The following is a 22,374-nucleotide window of genomic DNA, read 5'->3' as shown; positions in this document are numbered from 1 at the left end:
GAGAAAAGACATGTTGAATATCTTCAGGGGACTCTTCCTCCTGTTGCTCAGCTGCGCGGGTATCGCCCACGCAGCGGATAGCGGGTGGTTAACCTCCCCGCAAAACGATCACGCCCGCATTCGTTTCCAGGCCGAAAGAGGCGAGGGCCGAGTGTACGGCCTGCTGACCGTTGAACTCCAGTCCGGCTGGAAAACCTACTGGCGTTCACCGGGGGAAGGGGGCGTTGCGCCCGAGATCGTCTGGCAGAACGGCGAGAAGGCGCAGTGGTACTGGCCGGTGCCGTCGCGCTTTGACATTTCCGGGCTGACCACGCAGGGCTACCACCGACGGGTGGCGATTCCGATGATCATCACCGGTAACCTCGGGGATACGCTGGCTGGAACGCTCACGCTGTCCACCTGTAGCAACGTCTGCTTGTTAACAGACTATCCGCTGCAACTTAATCTTAATCATCCCACCGACGAAACGTTCCACGACGACTTCGAACAGGCGATGCGGACGATTCCGGCCAGCAGCGGCGTTTCCGCCGATCTCTCCGCACATCTGGCAGGGAAGCAACTGGTGATTACCGGGACAACGCCGGACGAATGGCGCTCGCCCGAAATCTATTTCGACCCGCTGGACGGGGGCATTCTGCCCGGAGAGCCTCGGGTGCAAACGCGCGGCAAGGCGTTGACCGTGACCGTACCGGTTACCGACGAATGGGGTGACGTCCCCGCGACGCTGGCGGGGAAAACGCTCTCCTTTGTGCTCACCAATCATGACCGGGCGCAGCAAACGACCCTCACGGTCGGCCCTGATAGCGCTGCATTGCACGATGACCCGGCGACCGGCCTGAGCCAGATGCTGCTGTTTGCGCTGCTCGGTGGTCTTATCCTCAATCTGATGCCCTGCGTGCTGCCGGTGCTGGGGATGAAGCTTAGCGCGGTGCTGCATGCGGGTACGGACAGGCGCAAGATCCGGCTGCGCTTTCTGGCGACCAGCGCGGGGATCCTGTTCTCCTTTGCGCTGCTGGCGGCGATGGTCTCTGCGCTGAAGCTGACCGGGGCGGCGCTGGGCTGGGGTATTCAGTTCCAGAACCCGTGGTTTATCGGCCTGATGGTGGCCGTCACCTTTGTGTTTGCGCTCAATCTGTTCGGCGTGTTCAACGTGCTGCTGCCATCGACGATGGTGGGCAGAATGGCGACGGCAGGGGGCAACGGTACGCTGGGCAGCTTCTTTGAAGGGGTCTTTGCCACGCTGCTGGCGACGCCGTGTTCGGCGCCGTTTCTCGGTACCGCCGTCGCCTATGCGCTGGGCGCACCGCTGACGACGCTGTGGCTTATTTTTATCGCGCTCGGAATCGGTATGGCCCTCCCGTGGCTGCTGGTGGCAATGGTGCCGAAAATCGCCCTGCTGCTGCCTCGCCCAGGACGCTGGATGAACGGGGTGAAAACGCTGTTAGCGCTGATGATGCTGGCCTCCAGCCTTTGGCTGGCGACGCTGCTTGCCCAGCACATCGGCGACAGAATTAGCGGGGTTATCGTGCTGACGCTCACGCTGCTGGCGCTGTTTGCTTTTATCTCCGTCGCCAAACGCCGGGGTGTGAGCTTCTTTGTCGTACTGGTTTTGCTGGCGGCGTTCGGCGGCTACCAGCTGCATGGGCTCCTCCAGGCTTCGCCTGCACCCAGGACCGAAACGGCGATCCGCTGGCAACCCTTGAGCGAAGCGGCAATAGCGCAGGCCGTCGCGGACGGGAAGCGGGTTTTTGTCGATATCTCGGCAGACTGGTGCGTGACCTGCAAAGTGAATGAAATACGGGTATTAAATCAGCCGGAGATTATCGCCGCGCTGAATGCGCCTGATGTGGTGGCCCTACGCGGTGACTGGAGCCAACCCTCTGATGCCATCGCTGCTTTCCTGCAGAAACGTAACCGCTTTGCCATCCCCTTCAATGAAGTCTACGGGCCGGGGCAAGCCGTCGGCGAGATCCTCCCGCCGCTGCTGGACAAAAAGACCCTGTTGACCGCTCTGAACCCTGTTAAAGGTGAATAACCCATGAAAAAAACGCTGATTTTTGGCTTGCTGATCCTTGCTTCACTGCGTGCCTTCGCCGCGCCGCCGCTGACGCCCGCACAGGAAGCGCGCATCCAGGAACTGGTGCAGGAGACGCTGCTTAACCATCCGGAAATCCTCGCCGCGGCGGCGGAAAAGCTCGACCAGCAGAGCGCGCAGGCCGATCGCGAGCAGTTGCAGACGGTCCTTAAGCAACACCAGGACTTTCTCTTCAATGACCCAAACTCTCCGCGCATGGGGGCGGCGCATCCCCGGTTGACGCTGGTGGTGTTTACCGACTACAACTGCCCTTACTGCAAGAAATTTGACCCGTATCTGGCAAAGATCGTGGCGAAATACCCCGACGTGGCGGTGGTGTTTAAGTTTCTGCCTTACCGCGCAGAAAGTTCGGTCACGTCGGCGCGAGAGGCGCTAACCGTGTGGCGTACGCATCCTGAGCAGTTCCTCCGCTTCAACGATATCCTGATGGCAAGAAAGGGCTATCACGATGATGCCAGTATTGCTGAAGCGAAAAATAAAGCCGCAGTGGTGGTGGAGAAGCCCTATGAGCAAAGCCTGGAAACGCTGAAAAAAAGCCTGGCGGTTGCGCAGCAGCTGGGGATTCAGGGTACGCCCGCCACGCTGATTGGCGGCGAGCTGCTGTCGGGCTGGATCCCGTATGAACAATTTGACGCAATGGTCAGCGAAGCGCTGAAAAAACAGTAAATTGACTCGCGGGGGAACTCCCCCGCGTTAAGGAGAGACAACGATGAAACCGATCGCGCTGATGGCGTTATCCTTAATGCCGACGCTGGCCTTTGCCAATGCGCCGCTGCCCGACATTGTGAAGCGCTTTAGCGAGCAACAGAACATCACGATAGTCAAAGAAATAGACGCCCCCGGCGGCATGAAAAGCTGGGTCGGTCAGTATCAGGATATGGGCGTGACGCTGTTTCTGACGCCCGATGGCCAGCACGTGGTGTCCGGCTACCTTTATGACGATAAAGGTAAAAACCTGAGTGAGGACTATTTCAAAAGCGAAATTTATATCCCGATGGGCCGGGAGATGTGGCAAAAGCTGAACAGCGCCCACGCGCTGAAAGAGGGGGCCGATACGGCGGAACGCAAGGTGGTGGTCTTTGCCGATCCGTTCTGTCCGTATTGCAAAACGTTCTGGTCGGCGGCCCAGCCCTGGGTGGCGGCGGGCAAAGTGCAGCTCAATACGCTGTTGGTGGCGTTCCTTAACCCACAAAGCGGTCGTAACGCCACGGCCATTCTGAACGCCGATGATCCGGTGGCGGCCTGGCGGGAGTATGAGCTCTCTGGCGGCAAAAAGCTGCCGCCGTTTACGGGGACCACGCCGCGTGAAACCTTCAATTTGCTCCAGCAGCACCAGAAGCTGATGGACGATCTGGGAGCGAGCGCGACACCGGCCATTTATTATATGAATGATAAAAATGAGCTGCAGCAGGTAGTCGGCATGCCGGATGAAAAGCAACTGATTGATATGTTCGGCCCACGGCCCAAGCCGTAGCATCGTGCGCGCTGGGGCGGGTTACCCCTCCGGCGCCCGTTTAGCCCCAGACGTGGATAAAATTCAGTAACACGGTCACGATGACCCAGGCTAACAAAAAATAGCGCCGCTTGTCGTTGCGAGATTCCAGCGCGGAGAAATAGTTGGCGCTGTAAAAGGTGGAGACGATAATCGCCAGCGTGACGACGATATGCCATACCGATTCCCGGATGCCAACACAGGCGCTGACGGCGCTAAAACAGAGCACGATAGCCATGCCGTTAAGCGCGTTGCACATCAGCCAGCCCCACAGGCTCCCGGGCCGGATAAACATGTGTTCGAGTCGTAATACCAATGAACTATTCACCCTGTAAATATAAAGTGCGCATAAAATGCAGCTTATGCGTCGACGTGGAGTTGACCAAAATCAACGTTGTGGGCTGATGTCGACAATTATGTCCTGAATGTTGAGCGGTGTTGGCGTACAGACGGCCAGACTGAGCGCATTTTGCTGGCAATGAGCAATAAAATGCGTCGCAGGCTGCGTGCTGTCGATCTCGGCCATCCGCCACACGCCGCCGCCGCGTTGTTTCACGATAGCTTCTTTTTGCGTCCAGATGCGCCAGAAGGCGGCAAGCTGGTGTTCCGGGCGTTCGGCGGCAATTTCCGCCTGTTCGCCGGCGCTGTAAAACGCGCTGACCAGCGATGGCCAGCGCGGGCGCGGGCGGATAACCTCGATATCGCAGCCCACTTCTCCTTCGTCGCTGAGAAGCAGGGCGATGTTGTCGCCGCTGTGGCTCAGGTTGAACCACAGCGGCTGCTCGCGGGCAAAGGCCGGTTTCCCCTGTTCGCCATAGATAATCTCCGGCAGCGGTGAGCAGACGTGGGAAAGCAGCGCCCGACCCGCCAGCCAGGCGGCGCGTCTTTCGCCCTGCGGTGCCGCAGCCATGACGTGGTCGGTGAGCGGAATGGCGCTTAACGCCGGAATGTTCCCCAGATAAAGCCGGTACATTTCAGGGCCAGCGTTGAATAATCATCGAGGTGTTGATGCCGCCGAAGGCAAAGTTATTACTCTGCAGGAACTCGCAATCCACCCGGCGGGCCTTCTCCATGATGTAGTCCAGCGCACCGCAGTTTTCATCCGGATGCCGGAGGTTGAGCGTGGGCGCAAACCAGCCTTCGCGCATCATCTGCAGACTCATCCAGGCCTCCAGCGCGCCGCAGGCACCGAGGGTATGACCAAAATAGCCTTTCAACGAGGCAAAGGGGACGCGGTCACCGAACAGGGCCGCGGTCGCCTGGCTTTCGGCAAGATCGCCGCGGTCCGTTGCGGTGCCGTGGGCCGAAATATAGCCGATATCCTGCGGACTTAAGCCCGCCGCCTTGAGCGACTGCGCCATACAGATTTGCATGGTTTCGCGCTGCGGCTGGGTGATATGGGCGGCATCGCAGTTGGTGGCAAAGCCGACGATCTCGCCGAAGATGGTCGCGCCGCGCGCTTTTGCGTGCTCCAGCTCTTCAAGAATGAGCGTTCCGGCGCCTTCACCGACCACCAGACCGTCGCGTTTCTCATCGAACGGGGAGGGCGTTGTTTTCGGTTGGTCATTGCGCTGGCTGGTGGCGAACAGCGTATCAAAGACGGCCGCTTCAGAGGGGCACAGTTCCTCTGCGCCGCCTGCGACCATCACGGTCTGGTAGCCGTGGCGTATGGCTTCCCACGCGTAGCCAATCGCCTGACTGCCCGAGGTACAGGCGCTGGAGGTGGGGATAACCCGCCCGCGCAGGCCAAAGAACAGGCCGGTATTCACGGCGGTGGTGTGCGGCATCATCTGCACGTAGGTGGTAGCGGTAATGTTATTGGTGTGCTTCTCGGTGAGCATGGTGGCGAATTCGCTCATCGGGCCGGTGCTGCCGGTTGAGGAACCATAGGCAATCCCGGTTTCACCATTAGTCAGCACCTTATCGTCGAGCAAACCCGCCTGCTCGAGCGCCAGCTCGGTGGCCCGCGTCGACAGCAGCGACACGCGGCCCATCGCGCGGATGCGCTTACGGGTGTAGTGGTCCGGCAGCCTGAAGTCTTCTATCGGCGCGCCCAGCAGCGTTTGCAGCCCCTCGAATTTCTGCCATTCCGGCATATACCGTACGGCGTTTTCATAGGCCAGCAGCCGGGTGGAAACGTCCTGCCAGTTATCGCCAAAGGCGGTGACGCCGCCCATTCCGGTAATCACCACGCGGCGCGTCATAGCATCCCTCCATTAATGGAAATGACCTGGCGAGTCACGTAACCGGCAATATCTGACATCAGATAAGCGGCCAGCCCGGCCACTTCGTCCGCCTGGCCCATGCGTTTCATCGGGATAGCGGCCATGGCCTCTTTTAGTGCCGTCTCTTCCATCTGCAGCATGCCGGTATCGATAAGCCCCGGCGCAATGCAGTTAACGGTAATTTTGCGTTTTGCCAGCTCTATCGCCAGCGCTTTGGTGGCGCCAATAATGCCCGCTTTGGCGGCGCTGTAGTTCACCTGACCCCGGTTGCCCATCACGCCAGAGACGGAAGAGAGCGTGATAATGCGTCCTCCCTGGCGCGCGCTAATCATCGGCATGATGCAGGGCTGGATGACGTTGTAGAAACTGTCGAGATTGGTGTGGATCACCGCATCCCAGTCGTCATCGCTGAGCGCCGGGAAGGCGGCATCGCGCGTTATACCCGCATTGCTCACCACGCCGTACCATGCGCCGTGCGCCGCAATATCCTGCTCCAGCACCGTGCGGCACTGCGCGCGGTTTGCAACGTCAAATTGCAGCAAACGCCCCGCGCCGCCAAGGGCGTGAATCGCTTCCATCGTCTCCCGTGCGCCGGCCTCGTCCTGATGATAATGGACGCCGACTACAAAACCTTCCGCCGCCAGCTTTTGGGCGATGGCGCGCCCGATCCCTTTGCTGGCACCAGTCACTAAAACTGAACGACTCATGCGCACGCTCCTTGTTGAAAGAGAGAATGAAGTTCTTCCGCCGTCGGCTGGAAGGTGTTCACACGACCCGATGCCAGCGGCTCCGCGCCTGCATCAATCGTGCATTCAAAACTGCCGAAACGTTCGTCCTGCATCAGGCGGCTAATGGCGACAGCAAGCGTTTTTCCGCCCGGCAACGCGCCCGCGGCGCAAACCAGCTCACGGGCGCCGAGCACCATCCCCAGCGGCATCGCTTCCAGACCTTTCTGCTGACGATGCCAGCCGGACCACACGCCGACGGTCTGTGCCATCAGCTCCAGCGCGAACCAGCCGGGGAGGTTTCCTTGCGGATCGAGATACGGCCCCAGTACGCCGTCGGGCGTCACGGTGACGCGGCAAATAGCGGTTTCCTCGGTCACGCTCACCACCTCTTCCAGCAGCAGCATGGGGGCATCGTGCGGCAGATAGCTGCCGGGTGATAAATAGCGGCTCATGAAACCCTCCCGAGCAGGATGCTGGCGTTGTTACCGCCAAAAGCGAACGAATTTGACAGGATAACCGGGTGCTTCAGCGTTTGTGGCTGCGTAATAATCCCGCACGGTGCCAGCGCCGGGTCGCGCGGCGACAGGCTAAAGTCCTGGGCAGGAAGCGGTAGATTTCTTTGTAATATCAACATGCTTATCCCCGCCTCGGTGATGCCTGCCGCGCCCAGCGTGTGGCCGGTCAGGTGCTTGGTGGAACTACAGGGAACCGCTTCGCCAAACAGCGCGTTCACCACGTGAGATTCGATCCGATCGTTTAGCGGCGTCGCGGTGCCGTGCAGATTAATGTAGCCGATATCGCCAGGGGCCATCCCCGCATCGTCCAGCGCCTGCTGAATCGCGCGAATCGCGCCTTCTCCCTGGGGATGCGGCGCGGAAATATGGTAAGCATCGCTCGACTCGCCGACGCCCAGCAGCGCGATAGGCTGCGGTTCACGCGTCAGCAGCATCAACGCCGCGCCTTCACCGATGGTGATGCCGCAACGATCCTGAGCAAACGGCTGGCACCGCGTGGTGGAGAGCGACTCCAGGCTGTGGAAACCGTTAATCGGCATTCGGCTCAGGGTATCCGCGCCGCCGACAATCGCCACGTCCGCCAGTCCGGCCTCAATCAGGCGACGACCGCTGATGATCGCGCGCGCGCTGGAGGAACAGGCGGTTGAAAGGGTAAACGCCGGGCCGTCGAGCGCTAACCAGTGGCTGAGAAAGCGCGACGGGTCGCCCAGTTCCTGCTGCGGATAGCGCCACGCAGTGCTGGCTTCACCGTTCAGGGTCAGGTTGACGTGCGTGTCGCCCTCATCCAGGCCGGAGGTGCTGGTCCCGAGCACCACGGCGATTCGCTCATGGCCATACCGCGCGATAGCAGCATCCACCTGCGGCTGAATCTGCGCCAGCGCGGCCAGCAGCAGCTGGTTGTTGCGCGAGCGGTGGTCGCGAAAGGTATCAGCAATAACGGGCAGCTCGCCGTCGACGCCGCCCAGCACGGCCTCTGGATGTCCCTGAAGCCAGCCGGTTCTTGGGCGCATGCCGGGGGCCACGCCGCGCGTCAGGTTCGCGGCGATCTCATCGAGCGTGTTGCCCAGCGCATTGATCATGCCGACTGCCGAAATGTAGATCATCTCAGTCACCCAGATATTGAATGGTGATGTGGTATTTAAAAACGTGCTGCGCAATGCTAATCGGCTGACGTTTGCCGTGGCGGTTGAGGTAGGTGATTTCGGTCACCAGCTTACCGCGCGCGTTGCGCAGCTCGCGCTTATCGCCGCTGTCGGTCAACGTCCAGCCGGCGGGCAACTGCGGCTGCCAGGCGCTGATGGGCCAGTGGCTGAGCATCACGTCGGCCAGTACCTGGCTGGCGGGCGGCAGCTGTGGCGCAACGATCGACTGCTCGGTGTGCAGACCGTGTTCGTCGTAGGTGGCGAGAAATAGACGAATGCCGACCGACGACAGCCCCGCGAGGGTGAGTTTTTTGTCATCGGCGTTCAGCATGACCAGCAGCGACTGGGTCTGACCGTTGAAGCTGCCGGTCAGCAGCTGCTGAGAACTGAGCGCCGGAGAGATGCCCGGCGCGGGCAGTATCACGCGGGTTCCCGGCTCCAGCCACGCCTGCGGGCGAGCGGATGGCGCCGGTTGCGTGTGGCTGCAAGCGGTCAGCAGCAGCGCGCCTATCAGAAAAAGGGCGTTGATTGCCGGATGGCGACGCCCCTGCGTCTTACCCCGTCGACACGCTTCGCGGTACGCTGTAGGCCGGATAAGGCAACGCCGCCATCCGGCAAAAAAGGTCTCTGTCATCATCGTTATTTGTTCTCTCTTTTCGTCGGCATCGCCAGCGGCGATAGCAGAAAGGCGATGAAAATGCCGCTCACCAGCACGATACCGAAACTGCTGATGGCCTGCGTGGCGCTAAAGACCAGCATACCAAGCGTCAGCAGGGTGGTCAGCATCGCCAGCGTAATTGCCAGCAGCGACGTCAGCGGCGTGCCGCGTGGGTTGCTGAAAAATAGGGTGTAGTTAATACCGATCCCCAACACCAGCACCAGCGCCAGCAGCGAGAACAGGTTCAGCGGATGTCCGCTCAACGCCAGCACCGCCAGCCCGCAGCCTAATGACAGCAGTGAGGGGACAAGGCTGATGGCCCCTTTCCGCCAGCCGAGGCGGGCGATTGCGCCGCAGGCAATTACCGCCAGCGCCACGCCCAGCAGGCCGGTCAGAATATGGCGATAGAGCGCGAACAGCGCGTCAAAGGAGTGCTTACGATCCAGCCACGCGACGCCGGGCTGTTTTTTACTCAGCGCATCCAGCGCCGCGCTCGCTTTTACCCCTTCAGCGGGTACCAGCACGCCGCTTTCACCGTTGGGCAACGTCAGCCACAGCAGACGCCAGCCTTCGCTGACAGGGCTGCTCAGCCAGCGATCGACCGTCACCGGCATGGGCTTAAGGTCCGGATTCACCGTGGTGAGCCCGGCGCTGGCGAGCGCCTGAGCGATGGCGGGCGCGGCGGTTTTCAACGCCTTAAGATCCTGCTGCTGCCGGGCGAGGGAATTCAGCGGAATCGTGCGATAGCCGCTGATCCAGCCGCGTTGTTTCGCCTGCTCCAGCGCGGGAATAAACCCTTCCAGCCGTTCCAGCGTTTGCTGTGCAGAACTGCCGTAAACCACAAACCATTTTTGATCGACGGGCTGTCCGGTTAGCGCGGTAATCGCTTTTTCCTGCGCCAGAATGTGCTGCGGTAGCGCCTGAAGCTGCGAGATATCGTCATCGACGCGCAACGCGGCGAGGCCCGCCAGCGAGAAAATCGCCAGCGCCATCGGCAGGCCGACGGACAGTTTTCGCTTGCGTCGCCATGCGGCCAACCAGCGCAGCATCAACCCCCGCGCCGGAACCGGGCGCACCGGCAAACCACGACACAGCCACGGATGCCAGAAAATCACCGTCAGACAGGAAGCGGAAAGGCCGACGGCCGCAAATACCGACATCTGCCGGATGGCGGGGAAGGGGGCGAGCATCATGATCAGGTACGCTGCCACGGTGGTCAGCAGCGCCAGCAGCAGCGCGCTACGCACTTTGGCGAGGCTTTGCCACGGCGAGGCTTCCGCGCCATGTACCATGCGCTCGGTCAGGTAGTAGAGCGTGTAGTCGGCGGAAATACCGATAATGCTCATGCTCATTACCAGCGTCATCAGGTGCAGCTCGCCGAACGCCAGCAGCGTGGCGACGGTGCCCGCCAGCGCGCCGATGGTGATGGAGACCAGACACAGCAGCAGCGGGCGCAGCGAGCGGAAAGTGAGAAGGATCAACAGCACTACGCCGAGTATCGTTGCTGTACCGAGCGTTGAGATATCCTGCTTCGCCTGCTGACTGGCGTAGTCGCTGTAAAACACCGTCCCGCGCGACAGCAGCTGTGCCTGCGGATGACGGGCCTTCAGCTCGCTTTCCAGCGCGCTCAGCGTGGTCACCAGTCGGTGCGTTCGCTGCATGTCGAACGACGAACCCGACAGCTCGCCGTGCAGCAGATACCAGTAGCGTCCGTCGCGATCCTGCGTCACCAGCCAGCCGTCCATCAGCCTTAGCCGCTGGCCATTTTTCGCCATCGCCAGCTGCGAACCGCGCATTAACATCAGCGGATCGTTTTGCAGCTCTTTGCCGCTTACGCCGGAGAAGGCCGAATAGAGCTGGGAGAGGATCCACTGCGCCTGCGCTGCGCCGCCGTTTTGTAGCCGCGCGCGGGTCTCCGGGTCAATCAGGCCGTTACGGTGCTGCCAGAAAAAATCACCCCAGGCTTGCTGGCTGTCGGCATCCATCGGGCCTTTGACTTCCGCCAGCATCTGCGATTTTTCCAGCAGCGCCAGCCAGTCGCGGGCGACCTGCGGGTCGGCCTGTTTGCCGGGGCTGACCAGCCAGACCAGCTGACGGTCGAGGCGCTGCATAAACCCGTCGTTGAGGCTCGGCGGAATCGCGCCCATTGCCTGCTTCGGCAGCATGGCCAGCACGCTGCTGTTCAGCCGCGCTTTTGGCAGCAGCATCAGCAGCGCCGCCAGCATCAGCAGGCAGCAGAATGCCCACAGCAGCGCCGGGCGTTTACGGGGCGGCAAAGCGCTGGCGTTCGTCATCGGTCAGTTGGGCGGGCGTCAGTTGGTGTTGAGAGAGGACAATGTCGGTGCGATCGCCCTGTTTATCGTTTAGCGCAATGCGCTCCAGATAGTCTTTACCGGCCAAATCAATGGTGGCGAAGATTTTATCCAGCGGCGTCGTGGTTGGCGTCAGGCGTAGCGTCCAGCGGCCTGCGCCCTGGTCTTTAAAATCGACGCGGAAGTTTTGCTCAAGCACGGTGCGATCGGCCTGGAACAGCGCGCGCAGCAGGTGGTTAAACTGGAACATCTGCGGGTTGTTTTCCGCGGTGATGGTCTGCGGCGGCTGGCCGTTAATGGCCTGCACCATGCGTTTGTCATCGAGCAGGAGCTGCATCGGGAATGGGCTGGTTTGATCCCACAGCAGCCCCTGCTCGCGGGCGATCAGCATCGTCCCCTGGGATCGCAGCGGCTGCGGCAGATCCTTGATGGTCCGGGTCTGGTCGAAGTGCGCGCGAATCACCGGCTGTTCGGTAAAGCGCTGTTGCAGCGTGTCGAGCGTCATCGCGCTGACAAACGGACTTATCAATAGCGCCAGCAGCGGCAGCCATCTCATGGCGTGACCCCCATACGTTCAAACAAAATATCCGGGCTGACGAAGCACATCTCGCCGCTGGCGTCGTCCACCGCCACCTGGATGGTGTAGCCGCTGGTGGCGCGCTGGCCGCTTTCGGCATCGAAAATGTCGTAGTTGATGCGCAGGCGGTTCTCAAACTCGCCAATGCGCGCACGGACGCGAATGCGCTGCTCGAACGTCAGCGGGTGACGGTACTTTACGCGGGTATCAACCACCGGCCACAGGTAGCCGGAGGCTTTCATCTGCCGATAGCCGTAGTTGAACTGGTTCAGCAGCGCTTCGCGGGCGATTTCGAAATAGCGGAAGTAGTTGCCGTGCCATACGACGCCCATCATGTCGACGTCGTGAAAAGGAATGGTCAGCTCAACTTCAGCCGTAAAACGGGGATCGTTTAGCACCCTTTAATCCTTGTGTTGCGGATCCGGCAGCTGCCAGAAATCAAAAAAGTTAAACCAGTCGAGCGGTGACTGCAGCGCATAGTGCTCGAGGCGTTCGGCATAGCGGTCGATGGCGTGCTGAAGCGCCTGCTGGCGGTTGGCTCGCGGTAGCGGCAGCGGGTCGGCAAACGGCTCACAGTGAATATGCAGCTGCCCCTGCTGGCGCAGCGCGAACAGCAGTTCGACCGGGGAGCGCAGCAGGGCGGCGAGAATAAACGGCCCCTGCGGGAACGGCGCGAGCTGGCCCATAAAACGGCTCCAGCACACGCGCCATTGGCCGCCGCGCTGCGGACTGACCGCAATGCGGTCGCCGACGATGGCGATCCACTCGCCACGGTCCAGTTTTTCCTGCAGCAGCATGGCGGTGTCCGGGCCAATATCGGTCACCGGTAGCAGGTTAATCCCCGCCTGCGGGGCCATCTCCTGCATAATCTGTTTAAAGCGCTGGGCGTTATCGCTGAACACCAGCGCGTTGATCACCGTGCTGCCCTCCCGTTGCGCCAGCGCGCGACACACTTCAACATCCCCCAGATGTGAGACCAGCAGCAGCTTGCCGCGACCCTCGCCGCCGTTTAAGGTCGCTTCCGTGCCGGGCGCGAAGACCACGTCGCGGCCAGGTTGCAGCTCGCCGCGCCAGCTGGCGATTTTATCGAGCATCGCGTTGCCAAAACGCAGGAAGTGCTGATAGCTGGTGAGGTTTTTCGGCACCGGCATGCCGCGCTCAATGAGCTGTTCACGCACCCGCGTTACCCAGCGCTGTGAAGCGTGGCGAGCGCGCCGTGCAGTTAACCAGTAGACGCCCACTACCGGGTAGAGCAGCAGCGTAAAGGCTTTTCGTCCCAGTAAGCGCCACACTTGCAACATCAGGCGCATCCCCCATAAGCCTCTGACCTCCTGCTGGCGTGCCCAGTGCGGGGAGGCGCGGCGAAATAGCAGCTTTGGGATGCGCGGCAGCATGCCAAGGAACAGCCGCGTGTGCATCCATGAAATGCGCAGGTTGTCTTTGAAGGCATCGAAATGGGAAAGCCCATCCGGCGGATAGGTCACGCGGGTCGGGACAAAATAGCTGGTGTTGCCCTGCCAGTAGAGCCGCACCATCACTTCGGTATCAAAATCCATCCGCTGACCAAGCGTCACGCGTTGGGCGAGCTGGAGCGTGGGGGCTAGCGGGTAGACGCGAAAACCGCACATGCTGTCTTTCAGCTGCAGCGACAGCGTTTCAATCCATACCCAGACGTGGGTCACCCAGCGGCCATACCGGCGCGAACGGGGAATCGAGCTGTCGTAAACCGGCTGGCCGGAAATCAGCGCCGTCGGGTGTGCTTTCGCCAGCGTCAGCAGTTTGGGAATATCTTCAATCGCGTGCTGGCCGTCGGCATCCAACTGGACGGCATGGCTATAGCCCGCCGCTGCCGCCGCCTGTAGCCCACAGAGCACCGCCGCGCCTTTACCGGCGTTTTCCGCCTGCCGAATCAGCGTCAGATTCTCGGTTTGCGCGGCCAGCTGTTCCAGCGCTTCGCGGGTGGCGGCATTGCTGCCGTCGTCGACCACGATGCAGGGCATGCCAAACGGCTGCAGGCGTGCGAGCACGCTCGCCATCATCGGGCCGTGGTTGTAGCAGGGAATGACCACGCAGGGGGAAAAAGTCAACGACATAGCCGAATTTTCCCGCTGCTGGCCGTGTGGCGCGCATCGCCATCGTGGCGCAGGTAGCTGAACGTCAGCAGCCCGCGCGCTTCCTGCCAGTTCAGCGTCAACGTGACCACCGTGGAGGGCAGGAGCGGAGCCTGAAATTTCACGTTCTGCAGGCTGTGAAAACGCCAGCCGGGGGCAAGCTCCGTGGCGGCGTAGTGCATTACCCAGTCCAGCTGCGCCACGCCGGGCAGCAGGGGCTGAATGGCAAAGTGCCCCTGGAACCAGCAAAGATCGGGATCGAGAGTAAGCACAATCTCGAGCTGCTGCGACGGTGCCTGATGGCGCTCAATTTCACGGGGTTTCATGCAATAACTCCTGCAATTGCGCATAGACACGCTTATTCATGCTGTTAACCGGAATTTCATCAATCACGCGCCAGTAGCGCGGCACGGCGACCGGCTCCAGCCAGGGGCGCAGCGCGCGTCGCCACGCCCGCTCCAGGGCTTTCCCTTCGCCGTTTTGCCAGCGCAGACGGGCGTCTTCGTCCAGCACCAGCAGCACGCCTACGCTCTGGCGACCGTGGCGGGTGACGGGCAGCGCGACGGCCTCGCGAATGCCATCCAGCGCCAGCAGGCGTTGCTCTATTTCGCTGAGCGAAACGCGTTTTTCTTCGATTTTAACCACCCGGCCATGGCGACCAAGCAGATGAAAATGACCGTTTGCGGAAATCTGTAACACATCTTCGAGCACAAAACCGTTAACGTCGGCGATCAGCGGCGAATACACGCGAAACGCCGCATCTTGCCGGGCGAAATGGATACCCGGGAAAGGCTGCCAGCGCGGATTTTCCCGTTCACGGTAGCGCCACGCGATAACGCCGGTTTCGGTGCTGCCGTAAATTTCATCCGGCCAGACCTTCAGCCAGGCGGCGCTACGCTGCGCATCCTGCCAGTCCAGCACGCCGCCAGCGGAGAGGGCCATCGCCAACGGCGGCGGCACCAGCTGCGGATCGAGGCGTTTGAGAAAGGCCGGGCTGCTGATAAACGCGTAGCGATGAGCGTGGCTTAGCGCAGCCAGCTGTTCGGGGAACGCGAACATCGTGGCATTTAACGGCAGGCCGAGCGTCATCGGCAGGAAAATGCGAAACGTCAGGCCGTAAAGATGCTGCGGCGTGACGGACGCGACGAAACGACAGCCGGCAAGGCGTTCGGCAAACTGCGCGGACAGCAGCCCGGCCTCACGGTCGAGGCAGACAATCGGCTTGACGATACGCTTGGGCTGCCCGGTGGAGCCGGAGGTGAACAGCTCGATCACGGCATCGTCGCGCAAGGGTGGAAAGTGAACGACGTCACTGAGAGCTGGCGCGGTGCCCACTATCAGCTGCGTTCCCGTCCAGTCCAGCGCGGCGTCGCTCAGTACGCCGTCGAAAAGCGCGCGCTGTTCATCGAGCAGCGCGGGGCGGCTATGGCCGGGGAGCACCGGGGTTTTGCCCGCGTGCAGGGTCGCCAGCAGGGCGACGATAAACCGATAACCGTCTTCACAGCACAGCGCCCAGCGGTCGCCCTGCTGGTGCTGCAAGCGCGCCATCAAGCGCGCAACGTCGCTGCGTAAATGCGCCAGCGTCCACAGGCGATCGTGCTGCCAGGCGATAGGCGTCGCCGAAGGGCGAGGGGCGGTGAGCCATTCGGCAAGCGTCAGCGGCGGCTTCATTGCGGCTCCCGTTTTCTCAGGCGACGGCGAATCAGCCATTCTCCCGCCATGAGCCCGCCCATCAACAGATAGGCGATCATGCCGTTCCACAGCGTCCATAGCGCCATGTCGCCGTACGCCACGGTAAAGAGGGCCACGCTGCCGTTAACGATAAAGAAACCGCTCCAGATTTGCGTCACCCGCCGGGTATAGCGCACTGCCTGCGGGGGCAGATTGGGCTCTTTCAGTCGCGCCAGCCGTTCAATAATCGGCATGGTCGACCACAGCGAACCGCCAAATACCGCCAGCATCACGGCGTTGACCACCACCGGGTATAGCAGTAACAGCTGATGGGTTTTCAGCAGGTAGCTGGCCACGCACAGCGTGACGCCAGCCGCGGCGACTGTCTGCGTAACGACGCGCAGCGGCCCGGCCTGACGACCGGTCTGGCAAAAACGCAGGAGAAACAGCAGCGCCATGAGCGGCAGCAACCATTGCAGGCGCTGATGCGCCAGCGCGTAGCCAATCAGCAGGGGCCAGGCGAGCAGGAGTGCGCCCGTTATCAGGGCGACAAGCGGCAGTGAGCGCGCGCTCGACACGGCGGTTACGCTTCTTTCAGCAGGCCAGCGACCGCATCAACCACATCCTGCACGGTACGAACGGCTTTGAACTCTTCCGGCTTAATTTTTTTACCGACCTTCTTTTGCAGCTGCACGACCATATCGATAGCGTCAATGCTGTCCAGTTCAAGGTCTTCATACAGACGGGCTTCCGGCTTAATATCCTGCGGGTCTATCTCAAAAAGCGTCTCCAGCAGCGCGGAGACTTCGGCGTAAATTGCGTGTTGTTCGTTCATAGCCTGGCTCCTTATGCGCGCTGTGATTGAATGAAAGACGCCAGGGTGGCGACCGAGAAAAAGTGCTGGCGCATCTCGTCGCTTTCCGCGGAGAGCACCACGCCGTACTGATTTTTTACCGCCAGACCGAGCTCCAGAGCGTCAATGGAGTCCAGACCGAGTCCGTCGCCAAACAGCGCCGCCTCGCTATCGATATCCTCAACGGTAAGCTCATCCAGATTTAATGTGTTGATGATGAGATGCTTAATTTCGAGATGAAGCGCTTGCATCATTAATTCCTATGCCAGTCTCAGTATTTGTTTGTAATTTCAGCAAAAGGTGCCGATTTAATCGTCTTGCAGCCAGCGCCGGTTCTTGTTCTTCTGTTGAATAAAACGCCTCGACGCGTACCCGTTCACCCACCGTAACGGTAAACCGGGGCCGGGTGGGGGGCGCATCGTACCATTTACGCTGTTTACTTAGCATAGATTCGGTACAGCGAATCACCACGATACGAATGTCGCAGCCGCAGCGGACGGCAATATTCGCCGCGCCGCGCTGGAGCGTCATTTTTTCGCCCGGCACGGTACGCGTTCCTTCGGGAAAAATCAAAATTGTGTCACCCTGCTGCACGCGTTGGCAGCTGGCCGGCAGCAGGATATCGGCCCGATCGTTAATCAGATAATCCGCTGCGCGAATCACGCCGCTGACGAAGGGATTACGCAGCAGCGCGCTTTTTACCAGACAATCGGTTTCCGGCATGATAGAGGCCAGCATGACGTAGTCAATCAGACTAGGATGGTTCGCCACCACCAGACAGCCGCGATCCTCACGCAGCGCGTCGGCGTTTTCAATGCGGTAGTCCAGCACGCCAACGGCTTTCACCACCGCTAAGAACAGGCGAAAGCTGGCCGAGATACTGCGCCGCGCCAGCCGTTTGCGGCGCGTTTTGTCGCGCACGATCAGCAGTAATAAATTAAACCAAATCAACGAGAGCAGCAGACCACCCACGCCAAACAGGGCGAAACAAACGCCGGTCATCGCGGCGCGCCAGAGGCGGTTCAGACGACCACTTTTCCCGCTCATGTCCGGCTCCAGCACCACTGCATACGCTCGCCGTCGATGGTAAAGGCTCGGGCATCCTGAAGGTAGTGCCTGAGGAACAGCAAGCTTTGCGGCAGCGCGGGCTCATCCTGAGTGGTACCCGGCTGCGTCTGGCAGCGCCATGTGTCCCCGGCTTCCAGCACCAGCCCGACGGCATAGGGCCAGGTCGGCATCGTCGGCGGCAAATGGGGATGATAAAACGCGGGTAGTTCACCGTCAAAATCGACCAGCAAAACCCGGCGGTATCCCGCATGAATCAGGGCGATAGCTTCACATAACCCTTGTTGAAACGTATCTCTTCCCGCCGAGAGCGACGAGGACACCAGCGGCTGTTGGGCGGCGATGGTCAGATTGCCCACCGACGAGTTGTGTACCGAGAGGGCGAAATCGGTCGGCGAGAGCGGTTGTTCCGTCGCCAGCGCCTGCAGGAGACGGAAGTTTCGCTCCAGCTCGCCGTGGCGGCTGGTGAACAGCACGGCATCGACCGGCTGGCGGCGCAGGAGCGTCAGGCCGCACTCCACGGCCAGCTTGCTGCCCGAGCTGAGGCGGCGCGCGGTCATCATCGGCAGCGCCGTGGGTTTGGCAAGCGGGGCCGAGGGGTCGATAGCCTGTGCGTGCAGCGACCAGTCTCGCCATTGCGCCTCGCCAGCGAGCCCAGGCGCAGCGGCCTGCCAGTCAATGATGTTGAGGGATAATTTCATGCATTCGCGCCCAATTTATGCGTCAACCAACCTTTGGGTGAACGTCAAAATACCATACCGCGCCGTCTTAACGCGATTTCTTATGCCATCGCGGCCCCCCACAAATGTGACCGCGCGCGCTAACCGGCCAGGATGCCGGTTTTGTCCTGTTTAATGTCATCTCTGTCCGTTGATTCAAAACGGCATCCAGCATTTGATGAGGCATCGGATTTTCCGACCGCAACTGCCTGGAGGATGAGAAGAGATGACCCATCAGATTACCCTTCGTTTTGAGGATGGCGCGACGCAGATAATTGACTGCCGCGCCGGTGAGTCCGTCGCCGATGCGGCGCTGCGCGCCCGAATCAGTATTCCGCTGGACTGTCGTGACGGCGTCTGCGGTACCTGCAAGGCCACCTGCGCGGCCGGTGACTATCAGCACGGCGACTACGTTGATGAAGCGCTTTCAGCGCAAGAAGCGCAGGCGGGCAGGGTGCTGACCTGCCAGATGCGTCCGTCCAGCGACTGCGTGATTGAGATTGCTGCTGCGTCGGACGCCGCTGGCGTGGGAACCTTCCACGGGCACCTCACCGCCAGCCGCGCGCTGTCGCCGTCGACCCTGACTTTCTCGATTGCCCTCGATGACCGCCAGGCGCTGAGCTTCCTGCCGGGGCAGTATGTCAATGTGCAGGTGCCCGGCAGCGATCTGACGCGCTCGTACTCCTTCAGTTCCGGCCCCTCAGAAAACGAAGTGTCGTTCGTGGTCCGCAACGTGCCGCAGGGGCTGATGTCGACCTGGCTGAACGAGCACGCCAGTGTCGGCGAGGCGATGACTTTTTGCGGGCCGATGGGCAGCTTCTACCTGCGCCCACTTGAGCGCCCGGCGCTGTTTCTGGCGGGAGGGACCGGTCTGGCCCCGTTCCTGTCGATGCTGGCGAAGCTGGCGGATGACGGCGAGACCACCCAGCCGGTACATCTGATTTTTGGCGTGACCCGCGACGAAGATTTGGTAGCGCTGGAGACCCTCGACGCTTATGCCGCGCGTTTGCCGAACTTCAGCTATCGCTGCACCGTTGCCGACCCGGAAAGCCGCTACCCGCATAAAGGTTATGTCACCGAACACATTGATGCCCGCCTGCTTAACGCCGGCGAGGTGGATGTCTATCTCTGCGGCCCGCCGCCGATGGTGGACGCGGTGCGCAGCTATCTGGACAACGCCGGGGTGATGCCGCGTAACTTCTACTATGAAAAGTTTGCCGGGGCGACGCAGCCTGTGCAGAGCGGCGAGCAGCAAATGGTGGCGGCGGACGTGGATGACGCGTTCGACCTGCGCCTGGCGCTGGAGCTTGGCGCGGTGCAGCTGACCATGGGACGGCTCTCCGGCGAACAGCTGACCACCTTCCGGCATCTGGCTGACGCCACCGCGGCGTTTGTCTCCGGGCGGCGTTTCCTCGACGTGGCGGGCTATGTGGCGGCCAACCACGCTTTCCATCAGTTCCTGATAGAGGCCACCCGCAACGCGCAGTTGATTGCGCTGTACGCGCAGCTGGCGGTGCGGGATTACATTGACCGCGCGCTGACCGCCAGCGTCGAAATCGTCGGCGATATAGTGCAACAGCACCGGGATTTGGTTTCGGCCTTTGAATATGGCGACCTCAACGCCGCCCGCGACGTGCTGGCGCAGCACGCGCACCATTCCCGCACCACCATGAGCCGGGCGCTGGCGCTGAAGACGACGCCTGTCGCCGTCACGCCGCCCGTGCCGGAACCCGAAGCGCCGCGCTGTCCGTTCCACGACTTGCTGCCGTCGCTGCCGCCATACTCACACGAGCTGGCGTGGCCGGAAGGGCTGGCGCCGTTTAAGGTGGTGGATGACGGCTCGCAGGGCGACCCCTACGAACACTACCGCTGGATGCGTGAACACGCGCCGGTGCTGCGCTGCCAGTCGGCGACCACCGACGTCTGGTTCCTGTCGCGTTATGACGACGTGTATCAGGCGATTCGCAACCCGAAACTGTTCTCGTCGGAAGTGGTCAGCCCGCCGCCGCTGACTTTCCTCACCCTGTTCGACGCGCCGGGGCATACTCGTCTGCGCAAAGTGGCGCAGCCGTCGTTTATGCCGCTCGCCCTGGACCCGTTTATTCCCGAAATTGAACGCCGCGCCGAGGCGCTGATTGACCGGATGCTGGCGAACGGCGGCGGCGACGTGGTGGAAGATTTTGCCATTCCGCTCAGTATCGCCACCATTTCAACGATGATCGACGTGCCGAACGAAGACGAAGAGAAGATGAAGTTCTGGTCGGACGAAACCTTCAGCTACTTTGGCCGTCTGGCGCGTAACGCCCCCGGCACCGGCACCGATGAACAGAGCGCGATGGCCTTCTTCGCCTACCTGAAAGAGGCGATGGAACGGCTGTATCTCAGCAACAGCCAGTCGATTGGCGGGCATATTGCCCGCATGTGGAAAGAGGGGCTGCTGTCGGAGAAAGAGGCTAAAGAGCTGTGCGCCTTTGTCTTTATCGCCGGGCACGATACCACCACCATTCTGGTGGCCAACGCCTTCCGTATGTTTGCCGAGCAGCCGCAGTTGGTGGCGCGTATTCACGACAACCTGGACGATGCCGATCGCTTCGTGGAAGAGGTGGCGCGCTATCGCGGCACCGTCCAGCGGGTGAGCCGCATCACCACGGAAGCCACAACGGTGGCGGGCGTCGAGATCCCGAAAGGGGCGGTGATACGCCTGCTGCTGTCGGCGGCGAACCGCGATAGCCGCAAATTCGTCAACGGCGAAACGTTTGATATCGACCGCGATACTAGCGGGCATCTCGGCTTTGGCAACGGCATCCACAAGTGCCTTGGGCAGCCGCTGGCCAAGCTTGAAACGCTGATCGCCACCCGGCTTATCGCCCGCAAAGTGGGTGATATTCGCCTCGACCCGGCGCGGCCTATCCAGTACGTACGCGGCAATAACCTCACCAACTCCGGCCCTGAACACCTGTATGTGCAGATGACCGCGCGGGCGGATTAAGCAGAGTGGGACAGGCGGCCCTGCTCCTGATGCCGGTATTCCGTGGGCCGCAGCCCGGTTTGCTTGCGGAAAAAACGGCCAAAGTAGGCCTCGTCGCGAAACCCCAGCTCGCGGGCGATCTGCTTGACGCTGAGCGTCGAGTAAACCAGCAGCCGACGGGCTTCGTGTACGGCGCGCCGGTCAATGGCTTCGATGGCCGAAATGCCAAACGCCTCGCGGCAAATGCGGGTGAGCTGACCGGCGGAAATGCCCATCGCATCGGCATAGCTGGCCACCGGCTGGCGGGTGCGGCAGCGTTCATCGAGCAGCAGCCGGAAACGCTCAATGCGCGCCACCAGGGCGGCGCGGGCAGGGTTGCCCGCCAGCCGCGCCTGCTCGCTCTGGCGGGCAATCTGCACAAACAGGGCGATAGTCAGCGCCAGCCCGGCGGTGTACTGCCAGCGTTCCGGATGCTCCGCTTCGCGACCGATGGCGTCGAACAGCGTCTCCAGCGGCGCGCCGCGGCGACTCTGTGGGTCGACCGCCAGTACCGCTGGCGTGCGGACAAACGCCAGCAGTTCGGGCGCGGCGGTCATAGCGATCGACTCGATCGCCGACTGCGCGGTGGTGATGACGTGGCCGTCCACCTCCTCGTGAAAACGAAAGCCGTGCACCGAGCGGGCGGGAATCACCACCAGACACGGTGCCTCCAGCTGCCAGAGCTGGCCGTCAATCGAGGTTTCGCCGCCGCCGTCAGTCAGGTAAAGCACCTGAATCAGCGCCTCGTGAAAGTGCGGCTCGATCTCGAAGCCGAAGCGGCTGGCGCGCGCGGGTATGCGCTCGTGATGGACGCTGTCCACGGCGGCCTGTGCGCCATACAGCGCGTAGTTGGGCAGCGTTTTCCGCGCGGCGTTAGCGGGCATGATGCTGGTTTTGTCCTGTTTTTATGTGCCGCATGGGGCAATGCTCCGATAGGGAGAAGAGATTAAATTCGGCGATAAAATGCGCGATCGCGCAAGTGCAGAATCTTCATCTTGTGATGTGGAACGGGTGGCAAAGCGGGCGCTTCTCTATAGCGGCGCAGGCAAAAATTTGCGCTGGCACACAGTTCTTCGCAATTGTCGAAAAGTGCAGGTTTTGGTGTGAAAGTGGCCTTCTGTTTCCCCTGCGGGCTGTGAAAAATGCATATGTAACGTTTTTATAACATAAGCAAAACGATAAAAATTATTCATCTGCGAGGTAC

General features: G+C 61.2%; 23 protein-coding genes and 1 pseudogene. 5 read left to right on the top strand and 19 right to left on the bottom strand.

Annotation, left to right across the window (positions count from 1 at the left end; genetic code table 11):
• Nucleotides 1-10 precede the first annotated feature (10 nt).
• Genes ABTW00_RS14915 through dsbG form a run of 3 tightly spaced genes read left to right on the top strand, consistent with a single transcriptional unit; the run spans nucleotide 11 to nucleotide 3,569 of the window.
• Nucleotides 11-2,035 carry a protein-disulfide reductase DsbD family protein gene (locus tag ABTW00_RS14915; protein ID WP_433636200.1) on the top strand — a complete coding sequence of 675 codons (2,025 nt, stop codon included), beginning with the start codon at nucleotides 11-13 and terminating at the stop codon, nucleotides 2,033-2,035.
• A gap of 3 nt (nucleotides 2,036-2,038) precedes the next feature.
• Nucleotides 2,039-2,761, top strand: coding sequence for a DsbA family protein (locus ABTW00_RS14910; RefSeq protein ID WP_433636199.1), 723 nt, complete (start codon nucleotides 2,039-2,041; stop codon nucleotides 2,759-2,761).
• 43 nt (nucleotides 2,762-2,804) lie between these two features.
• Nucleotides 2,805-3,569 (top strand): thiol:disulfide interchange protein DsbG, encoded by a 765-nt coding sequence (dsbG, locus tag ABTW00_RS14905; RefSeq protein WP_065356205.1) that lies wholly within the window; start codon nucleotides 2,805-2,807, stop codon nucleotides 3,567-3,569.
• A gap of 40 nt (nucleotides 3,570-3,609) precedes the next feature.
• Here the strand turns inward: dsbG and ABTW00_RS14900 are convergent, their stop codons facing one another.
• The 18 genes from ABTW00_RS14900 to ABTW00_RS14815 all read right to left on the bottom strand — a co-directional run bounded on the left by ABTW00_RS14900 (nucleotide 3,610) and on the right by ABTW00_RS14815 (nucleotide 18,145).
• Nucleotides 3,610-3,846: a hypothetical protein gene (locus tag ABTW00_RS14900; protein ID WP_433641055.1), complete on the bottom strand. Its 237-nt coding sequence runs from the start codon at nucleotides 3,844-3,846 to the stop codon at nucleotides 3,610-3,612.
• Nucleotides 3,847-3,975: 129 nt separating this feature from the next.
• Entirely contained in the window at nucleotides 3,976-4,560 is a 585-nt protein-coding gene (acpT, locus tag ABTW00_RS14895; protein ID WP_433636198.1) for a 4'-phosphopantetheinyl transferase AcpT, read from the bottom strand.
• Nucleotide 4,561: 1 nt separating this feature from the next.
• Nucleotides 4,562-5,791, bottom strand: a complete 1,230-nt coding sequence (locus ABTW00_RS14890) for a beta-ketoacyl-ACP synthase (protein ID WP_433636197.1) — start codon at nucleotides 5,789-5,791, stop codon at nucleotides 4,562-4,564.
• On the bottom strand, nucleotides 5,788-6,519 hold the full coding sequence (locus ABTW00_RS14885; protein ID WP_433636196.1) for a 3-ketoacyl-ACP reductase FabG2: 732 nt from the start codon (nucleotides 6,517-6,519) through the stop codon (nucleotides 5,788-5,790). Before ABTW00_RS14885 ends, ABTW00_RS14890 begins: the two co-directional genes overlap by 4 nt.
• Nucleotides 6,516-6,992 carry an ApeP family dehydratase gene (locus tag ABTW00_RS14880; protein ID WP_433636194.1) on the bottom strand — a complete coding sequence of 159 codons (477 nt, stop codon included), beginning with the start codon at nucleotides 6,990-6,992 and terminating at the stop codon, nucleotides 6,516-6,518. The genes ABTW00_RS14885 and ABTW00_RS14880 overlap by 4 nt, the downstream gene beginning before the upstream one ends.
• A complete protein-coding gene (locus tag ABTW00_RS14875) occupies nucleotides 6,989-8,158 on the bottom strand; it encodes a beta-ketoacyl-[acyl-carrier-protein] synthase family protein (protein ID WP_433636192.1) in 1,170 nt (389 codons plus the stop codon). The genes ABTW00_RS14880 and ABTW00_RS14875 overlap by 4 nt, the downstream gene beginning before the upstream one ends.
• A gap of 1 nt (nucleotide 8,159) precedes the next feature.
• A complete protein-coding gene (locus ABTW00_RS14870; RefSeq protein WP_433636190.1) occupies nucleotides 8,160-8,834 on the bottom strand; it encodes a DUF3261 domain-containing protein in 675 nt (224 codons plus the stop codon).
• Nucleotides 8,835-8,836: 2 nt separating this feature from the next.
• On the bottom strand, nucleotides 8,837-11,149 hold the full coding sequence (locus ABTW00_RS14865; protein ID WP_433636189.1) for an MMPL family transporter: 2,313 nt from the start codon (nucleotides 11,147-11,149) through the stop codon (nucleotides 8,837-8,839).
• Entirely contained in the window at nucleotides 11,118-11,723 is a 606-nt protein-coding gene (locus ABTW00_RS14860; RefSeq protein ID WP_433636188.1) for a LolA family protein, read from the bottom strand. The genes ABTW00_RS14865 and ABTW00_RS14860 overlap by 32 nt, the downstream gene beginning before the upstream one ends.
• Complete coding sequence (locus ABTW00_RS14855) at nucleotides 11,720-12,142, bottom strand: acyl-CoA thioesterase (RefSeq protein WP_064548941.1); 423 nt, start codon at nucleotides 12,140-12,142, stop codon at nucleotides 11,720-11,722. Before ABTW00_RS14855 ends, ABTW00_RS14860 begins: the two co-directional genes overlap by 4 nt.
• A gap of 3 nt (nucleotides 12,143-12,145) precedes the next feature.
• Nucleotides 12,146-13,837, bottom strand: a complete 1,692-nt coding sequence (locus ABTW00_RS14850; protein ID WP_433636187.1) for a glycosyltransferase family 2 protein — start codon at nucleotides 13,835-13,837, stop codon at nucleotides 12,146-12,148.
• Nucleotides 13,828-14,181, bottom strand: coding sequence for an ApeI family dehydratase (locus ABTW00_RS14845; protein WP_065356214.1), 354 nt, complete (start codon nucleotides 14,179-14,181; stop codon nucleotides 13,828-13,830). The genes ABTW00_RS14850 and ABTW00_RS14845 overlap by 10 nt, the downstream gene beginning before the upstream one ends.
• Nucleotides 14,168-15,526: an AMP-binding protein gene (locus ABTW00_RS14840; protein WP_433641053.1), complete on the bottom strand. Its 1,359-nt coding sequence runs from the start codon at nucleotides 15,524-15,526 to the stop codon at nucleotides 14,168-14,170. The genes ABTW00_RS14845 and ABTW00_RS14840 overlap by 14 nt, the downstream gene beginning before the upstream one ends.
• Complete coding sequence (locus ABTW00_RS14835; protein WP_433636186.1) at nucleotides 15,523-16,104, bottom strand: hypothetical protein; 582 nt, start codon at nucleotides 16,102-16,104, stop codon at nucleotides 15,523-15,525. Before ABTW00_RS14835 ends, ABTW00_RS14840 begins: the two co-directional genes overlap by 4 nt.
• Nucleotides 16,105-16,109: 5 nt before the next feature.
• Nucleotides 16,110-16,361 (bottom strand): acyl carrier protein, encoded by a 252-nt coding sequence (locus ABTW00_RS14830; protein ID WP_064548954.1) that lies wholly within the window; start codon nucleotides 16,359-16,361, stop codon nucleotides 16,110-16,112.
• Nucleotides 16,362-16,372: 11 nt separating this feature from the next.
• The gene (locus ABTW00_RS14825; RefSeq protein WP_064548955.1) at nucleotides 16,373-16,630 is read right to left on the bottom strand and encodes a phosphopantetheine-binding protein; all 258 of its coding nucleotides are present in this window, start codon (nucleotides 16,628-16,630) and stop codon (nucleotides 16,373-16,375) included.
• Entirely contained in the window at nucleotides 16,605-17,426 is an 822-nt protein-coding gene (locus ABTW00_RS14820) for a lysophospholipid acyltransferase family protein (protein ID WP_433636184.1), read from the bottom strand. Before ABTW00_RS14820 ends, ABTW00_RS14825 begins: the two co-directional genes overlap by 26 nt.
• Nucleotides 17,423-18,145 (bottom strand): beta-ketoacyl synthase chain length factor, encoded by a 723-nt coding sequence (locus ABTW00_RS14815; RefSeq protein ID WP_433636183.1) that lies wholly within the window; start codon nucleotides 18,143-18,145, stop codon nucleotides 17,423-17,425. The genes ABTW00_RS14820 and ABTW00_RS14815 overlap by 4 nt, the downstream gene beginning before the upstream one ends.
• A 244-nt stretch (nucleotides 18,146-18,389) precedes the next feature.
• Here ABTW00_RS14815 and benC point away from each other — a divergent pair.
• Nucleotides 18,390-19,379 (top strand): annotated as a pseudogene (benC, locus tag ABTW00_RS14810) (benzoate 1,2-dioxygenase electron transfer component BenC); the annotation flags it as partial.
• Nucleotides 19,380-19,418: 39 nt separating this feature from the next.
• Nucleotides 19,419-21,152, top strand: a complete 1,734-nt coding sequence (locus tag ABTW00_RS14805; RefSeq protein WP_433641050.1) for a cytochrome P450 — start codon at nucleotides 19,419-19,421, stop codon at nucleotides 21,150-21,152.
• Here the strand turns inward: ABTW00_RS14805 and ABTW00_RS14800 are convergent.
• Nucleotides 21,149-22,054: a helix-turn-helix domain-containing protein gene (locus tag ABTW00_RS14800; protein WP_065356221.1), complete on the bottom strand. Its 906-nt coding sequence runs from the start codon at nucleotides 22,052-22,054 to the stop codon at nucleotides 21,149-21,151. The genes ABTW00_RS14805 and ABTW00_RS14800 overlap by 4 nt on opposite strands.
• Between the last annotated feature and the right edge of the window lie 320 nt (nucleotides 22,055-22,374).

The organism is Kluyvera georgiana (genome assembly GCF_050990895.1).
GTDB lineage: Bacteria > Pseudomonadota > Gammaproteobacteria > Enterobacterales > Enterobacteriaceae > Kluyvera > Kluyvera georgiana.
The sequence above is the reverse complement of the archived record's forward strand: the minus strand, read 5'-3'. Positions and strand labels throughout refer to the sequence as shown.

What these genes read in the sequence shown, in the direction of transcription:
- ABTW00_RS14915 (WP_433636200.1), top strand. Translation starts at nt 11, where the DNA reads ATGTTGAATATCTTCAGGGGACTCTTCCTCCTGTTGCTCAGCTGCGCG.
- ABTW00_RS14840 (WP_433641053.1), bottom strand. Translation starts at nt 15,526, where the DNA reads ATGAAGCCGCCGCTGACGCTTGCCGAATGGCTCACCGCCCCTCGCCCT.
- ABTW00_RS14820 (WP_433636184.1), bottom strand. Translation starts at nt 17,426, where the DNA reads ATGAGCGGGAAAAGTGGTCGTCTGAACCGCCTCTGGCGCGCCGCGATG.
- ABTW00_RS14875 (WP_433636192.1), bottom strand. Translation starts at nt 8,158, where the DNA reads ATGATCTACATTTCGGCAGTCGGCATGATCAATGCGCTGGGCAACACG.
- ABTW00_RS14900 (WP_433641055.1), bottom strand. Translation starts at nt 3,846, where the DNA reads ATGTGCAACGCGCTTAACGGCATGGCTATCGTGCTCTGTTTTAGCGCC.
- ABTW00_RS14800 (WP_065356221.1), bottom strand. Translation starts at nt 22,054, where the DNA reads ATGCCCGCTAACGCCGCGCGGAAAACGCTGCCCAACTACGCGCTGTAT.
- ABTW00_RS14830 (WP_064548954.1), bottom strand. Translation starts at nt 16,361, where the DNA reads ATGAACGAACAACACGCAATTTACGCCGAAGTCTCCGCGCTGCTGGAG.
- ABTW00_RS14850 (WP_433636187.1), bottom strand. Translation starts at nt 13,837, where the DNA reads ATGTCGTTGACTTTTTCCCCCTGCGTGGTCATTCCCTGCTACAACCAC.
- dsbG (WP_065356205.1), top strand. Translation starts at nt 2,805, where the DNA reads ATGAAACCGATCGCGCTGATGGCGTTATCCTTAATGCCGACGCTGGCC.
- ABTW00_RS14815 (WP_433636183.1), bottom strand. Translation starts at nt 18,145, where the DNA reads ATGAAATTATCCCTCAACATCATTGACTGGCAGGCCGCTGCGCCTGGG.
- ABTW00_RS14890 (WP_433636197.1), bottom strand. Translation starts at nt 5,791, where the DNA reads ATGACGCGCCGCGTGGTGATTACCGGAATGGGCGGCGTCACCGCCTTT.
- ABTW00_RS14865 (WP_433636189.1), bottom strand. Translation starts at nt 11,149, where the DNA reads ATGACGAACGCCAGCGCTTTGCCGCCCCGTAAACGCCCGGCGCTGCTG.
- ABTW00_RS14845 (WP_065356214.1), bottom strand. Translation starts at nt 14,181, where the DNA reads ATGAAACCCCGTGAAATTGAGCGCCATCAGGCACCGTCGCAGCAGCTC.
- acpT (WP_433636198.1), bottom strand. Translation starts at nt 4,560, where the DNA reads ATGTACCGGCTTTATCTGGGGAACATTCCGGCGTTAAGCGCCATTCCG.
- ABTW00_RS14910 (WP_433636199.1), top strand. Translation starts at nt 2,039, where the DNA reads ATGAAAAAAACGCTGATTTTTGGCTTGCTGATCCTTGCTTCACTGCGT.
- ABTW00_RS14870 (WP_433636190.1), bottom strand. Translation starts at nt 8,834, where the DNA reads ATGATGACAGAGACCTTTTTTGCCGGATGGCGGCGTTGCCTTATCCGG.
- ABTW00_RS14880 (WP_433636194.1), bottom strand. Translation starts at nt 6,992, where the DNA reads ATGAGCCGCTATTTATCACCCGGCAGCTATCTGCCGCACGATGCCCCC.
- ABTW00_RS14885 (WP_433636196.1), bottom strand. Translation starts at nt 6,519, where the DNA reads ATGAGTCGTTCAGTTTTAGTGACTGGTGCCAGCAAAGGGATCGGGCGC.
- ABTW00_RS14860 (WP_433636188.1), bottom strand. Translation starts at nt 11,723, where the DNA reads ATGAGATGGCTGCCGCTGCTGGCGCTATTGATAAGTCCGTTTGTCAGC.
- ABTW00_RS14825 (WP_064548955.1), bottom strand. Translation starts at nt 16,630, where the DNA reads ATGCAAGCGCTTCATCTCGAAATTAAGCATCTCATCATCAACACATTA.
- ABTW00_RS14805 (WP_433641050.1), top strand. Translation starts at nt 19,419, where the DNA reads ATGGTGGCGGCGGACGTGGATGACGCGTTCGACCTGCGCCTGGCGCTG.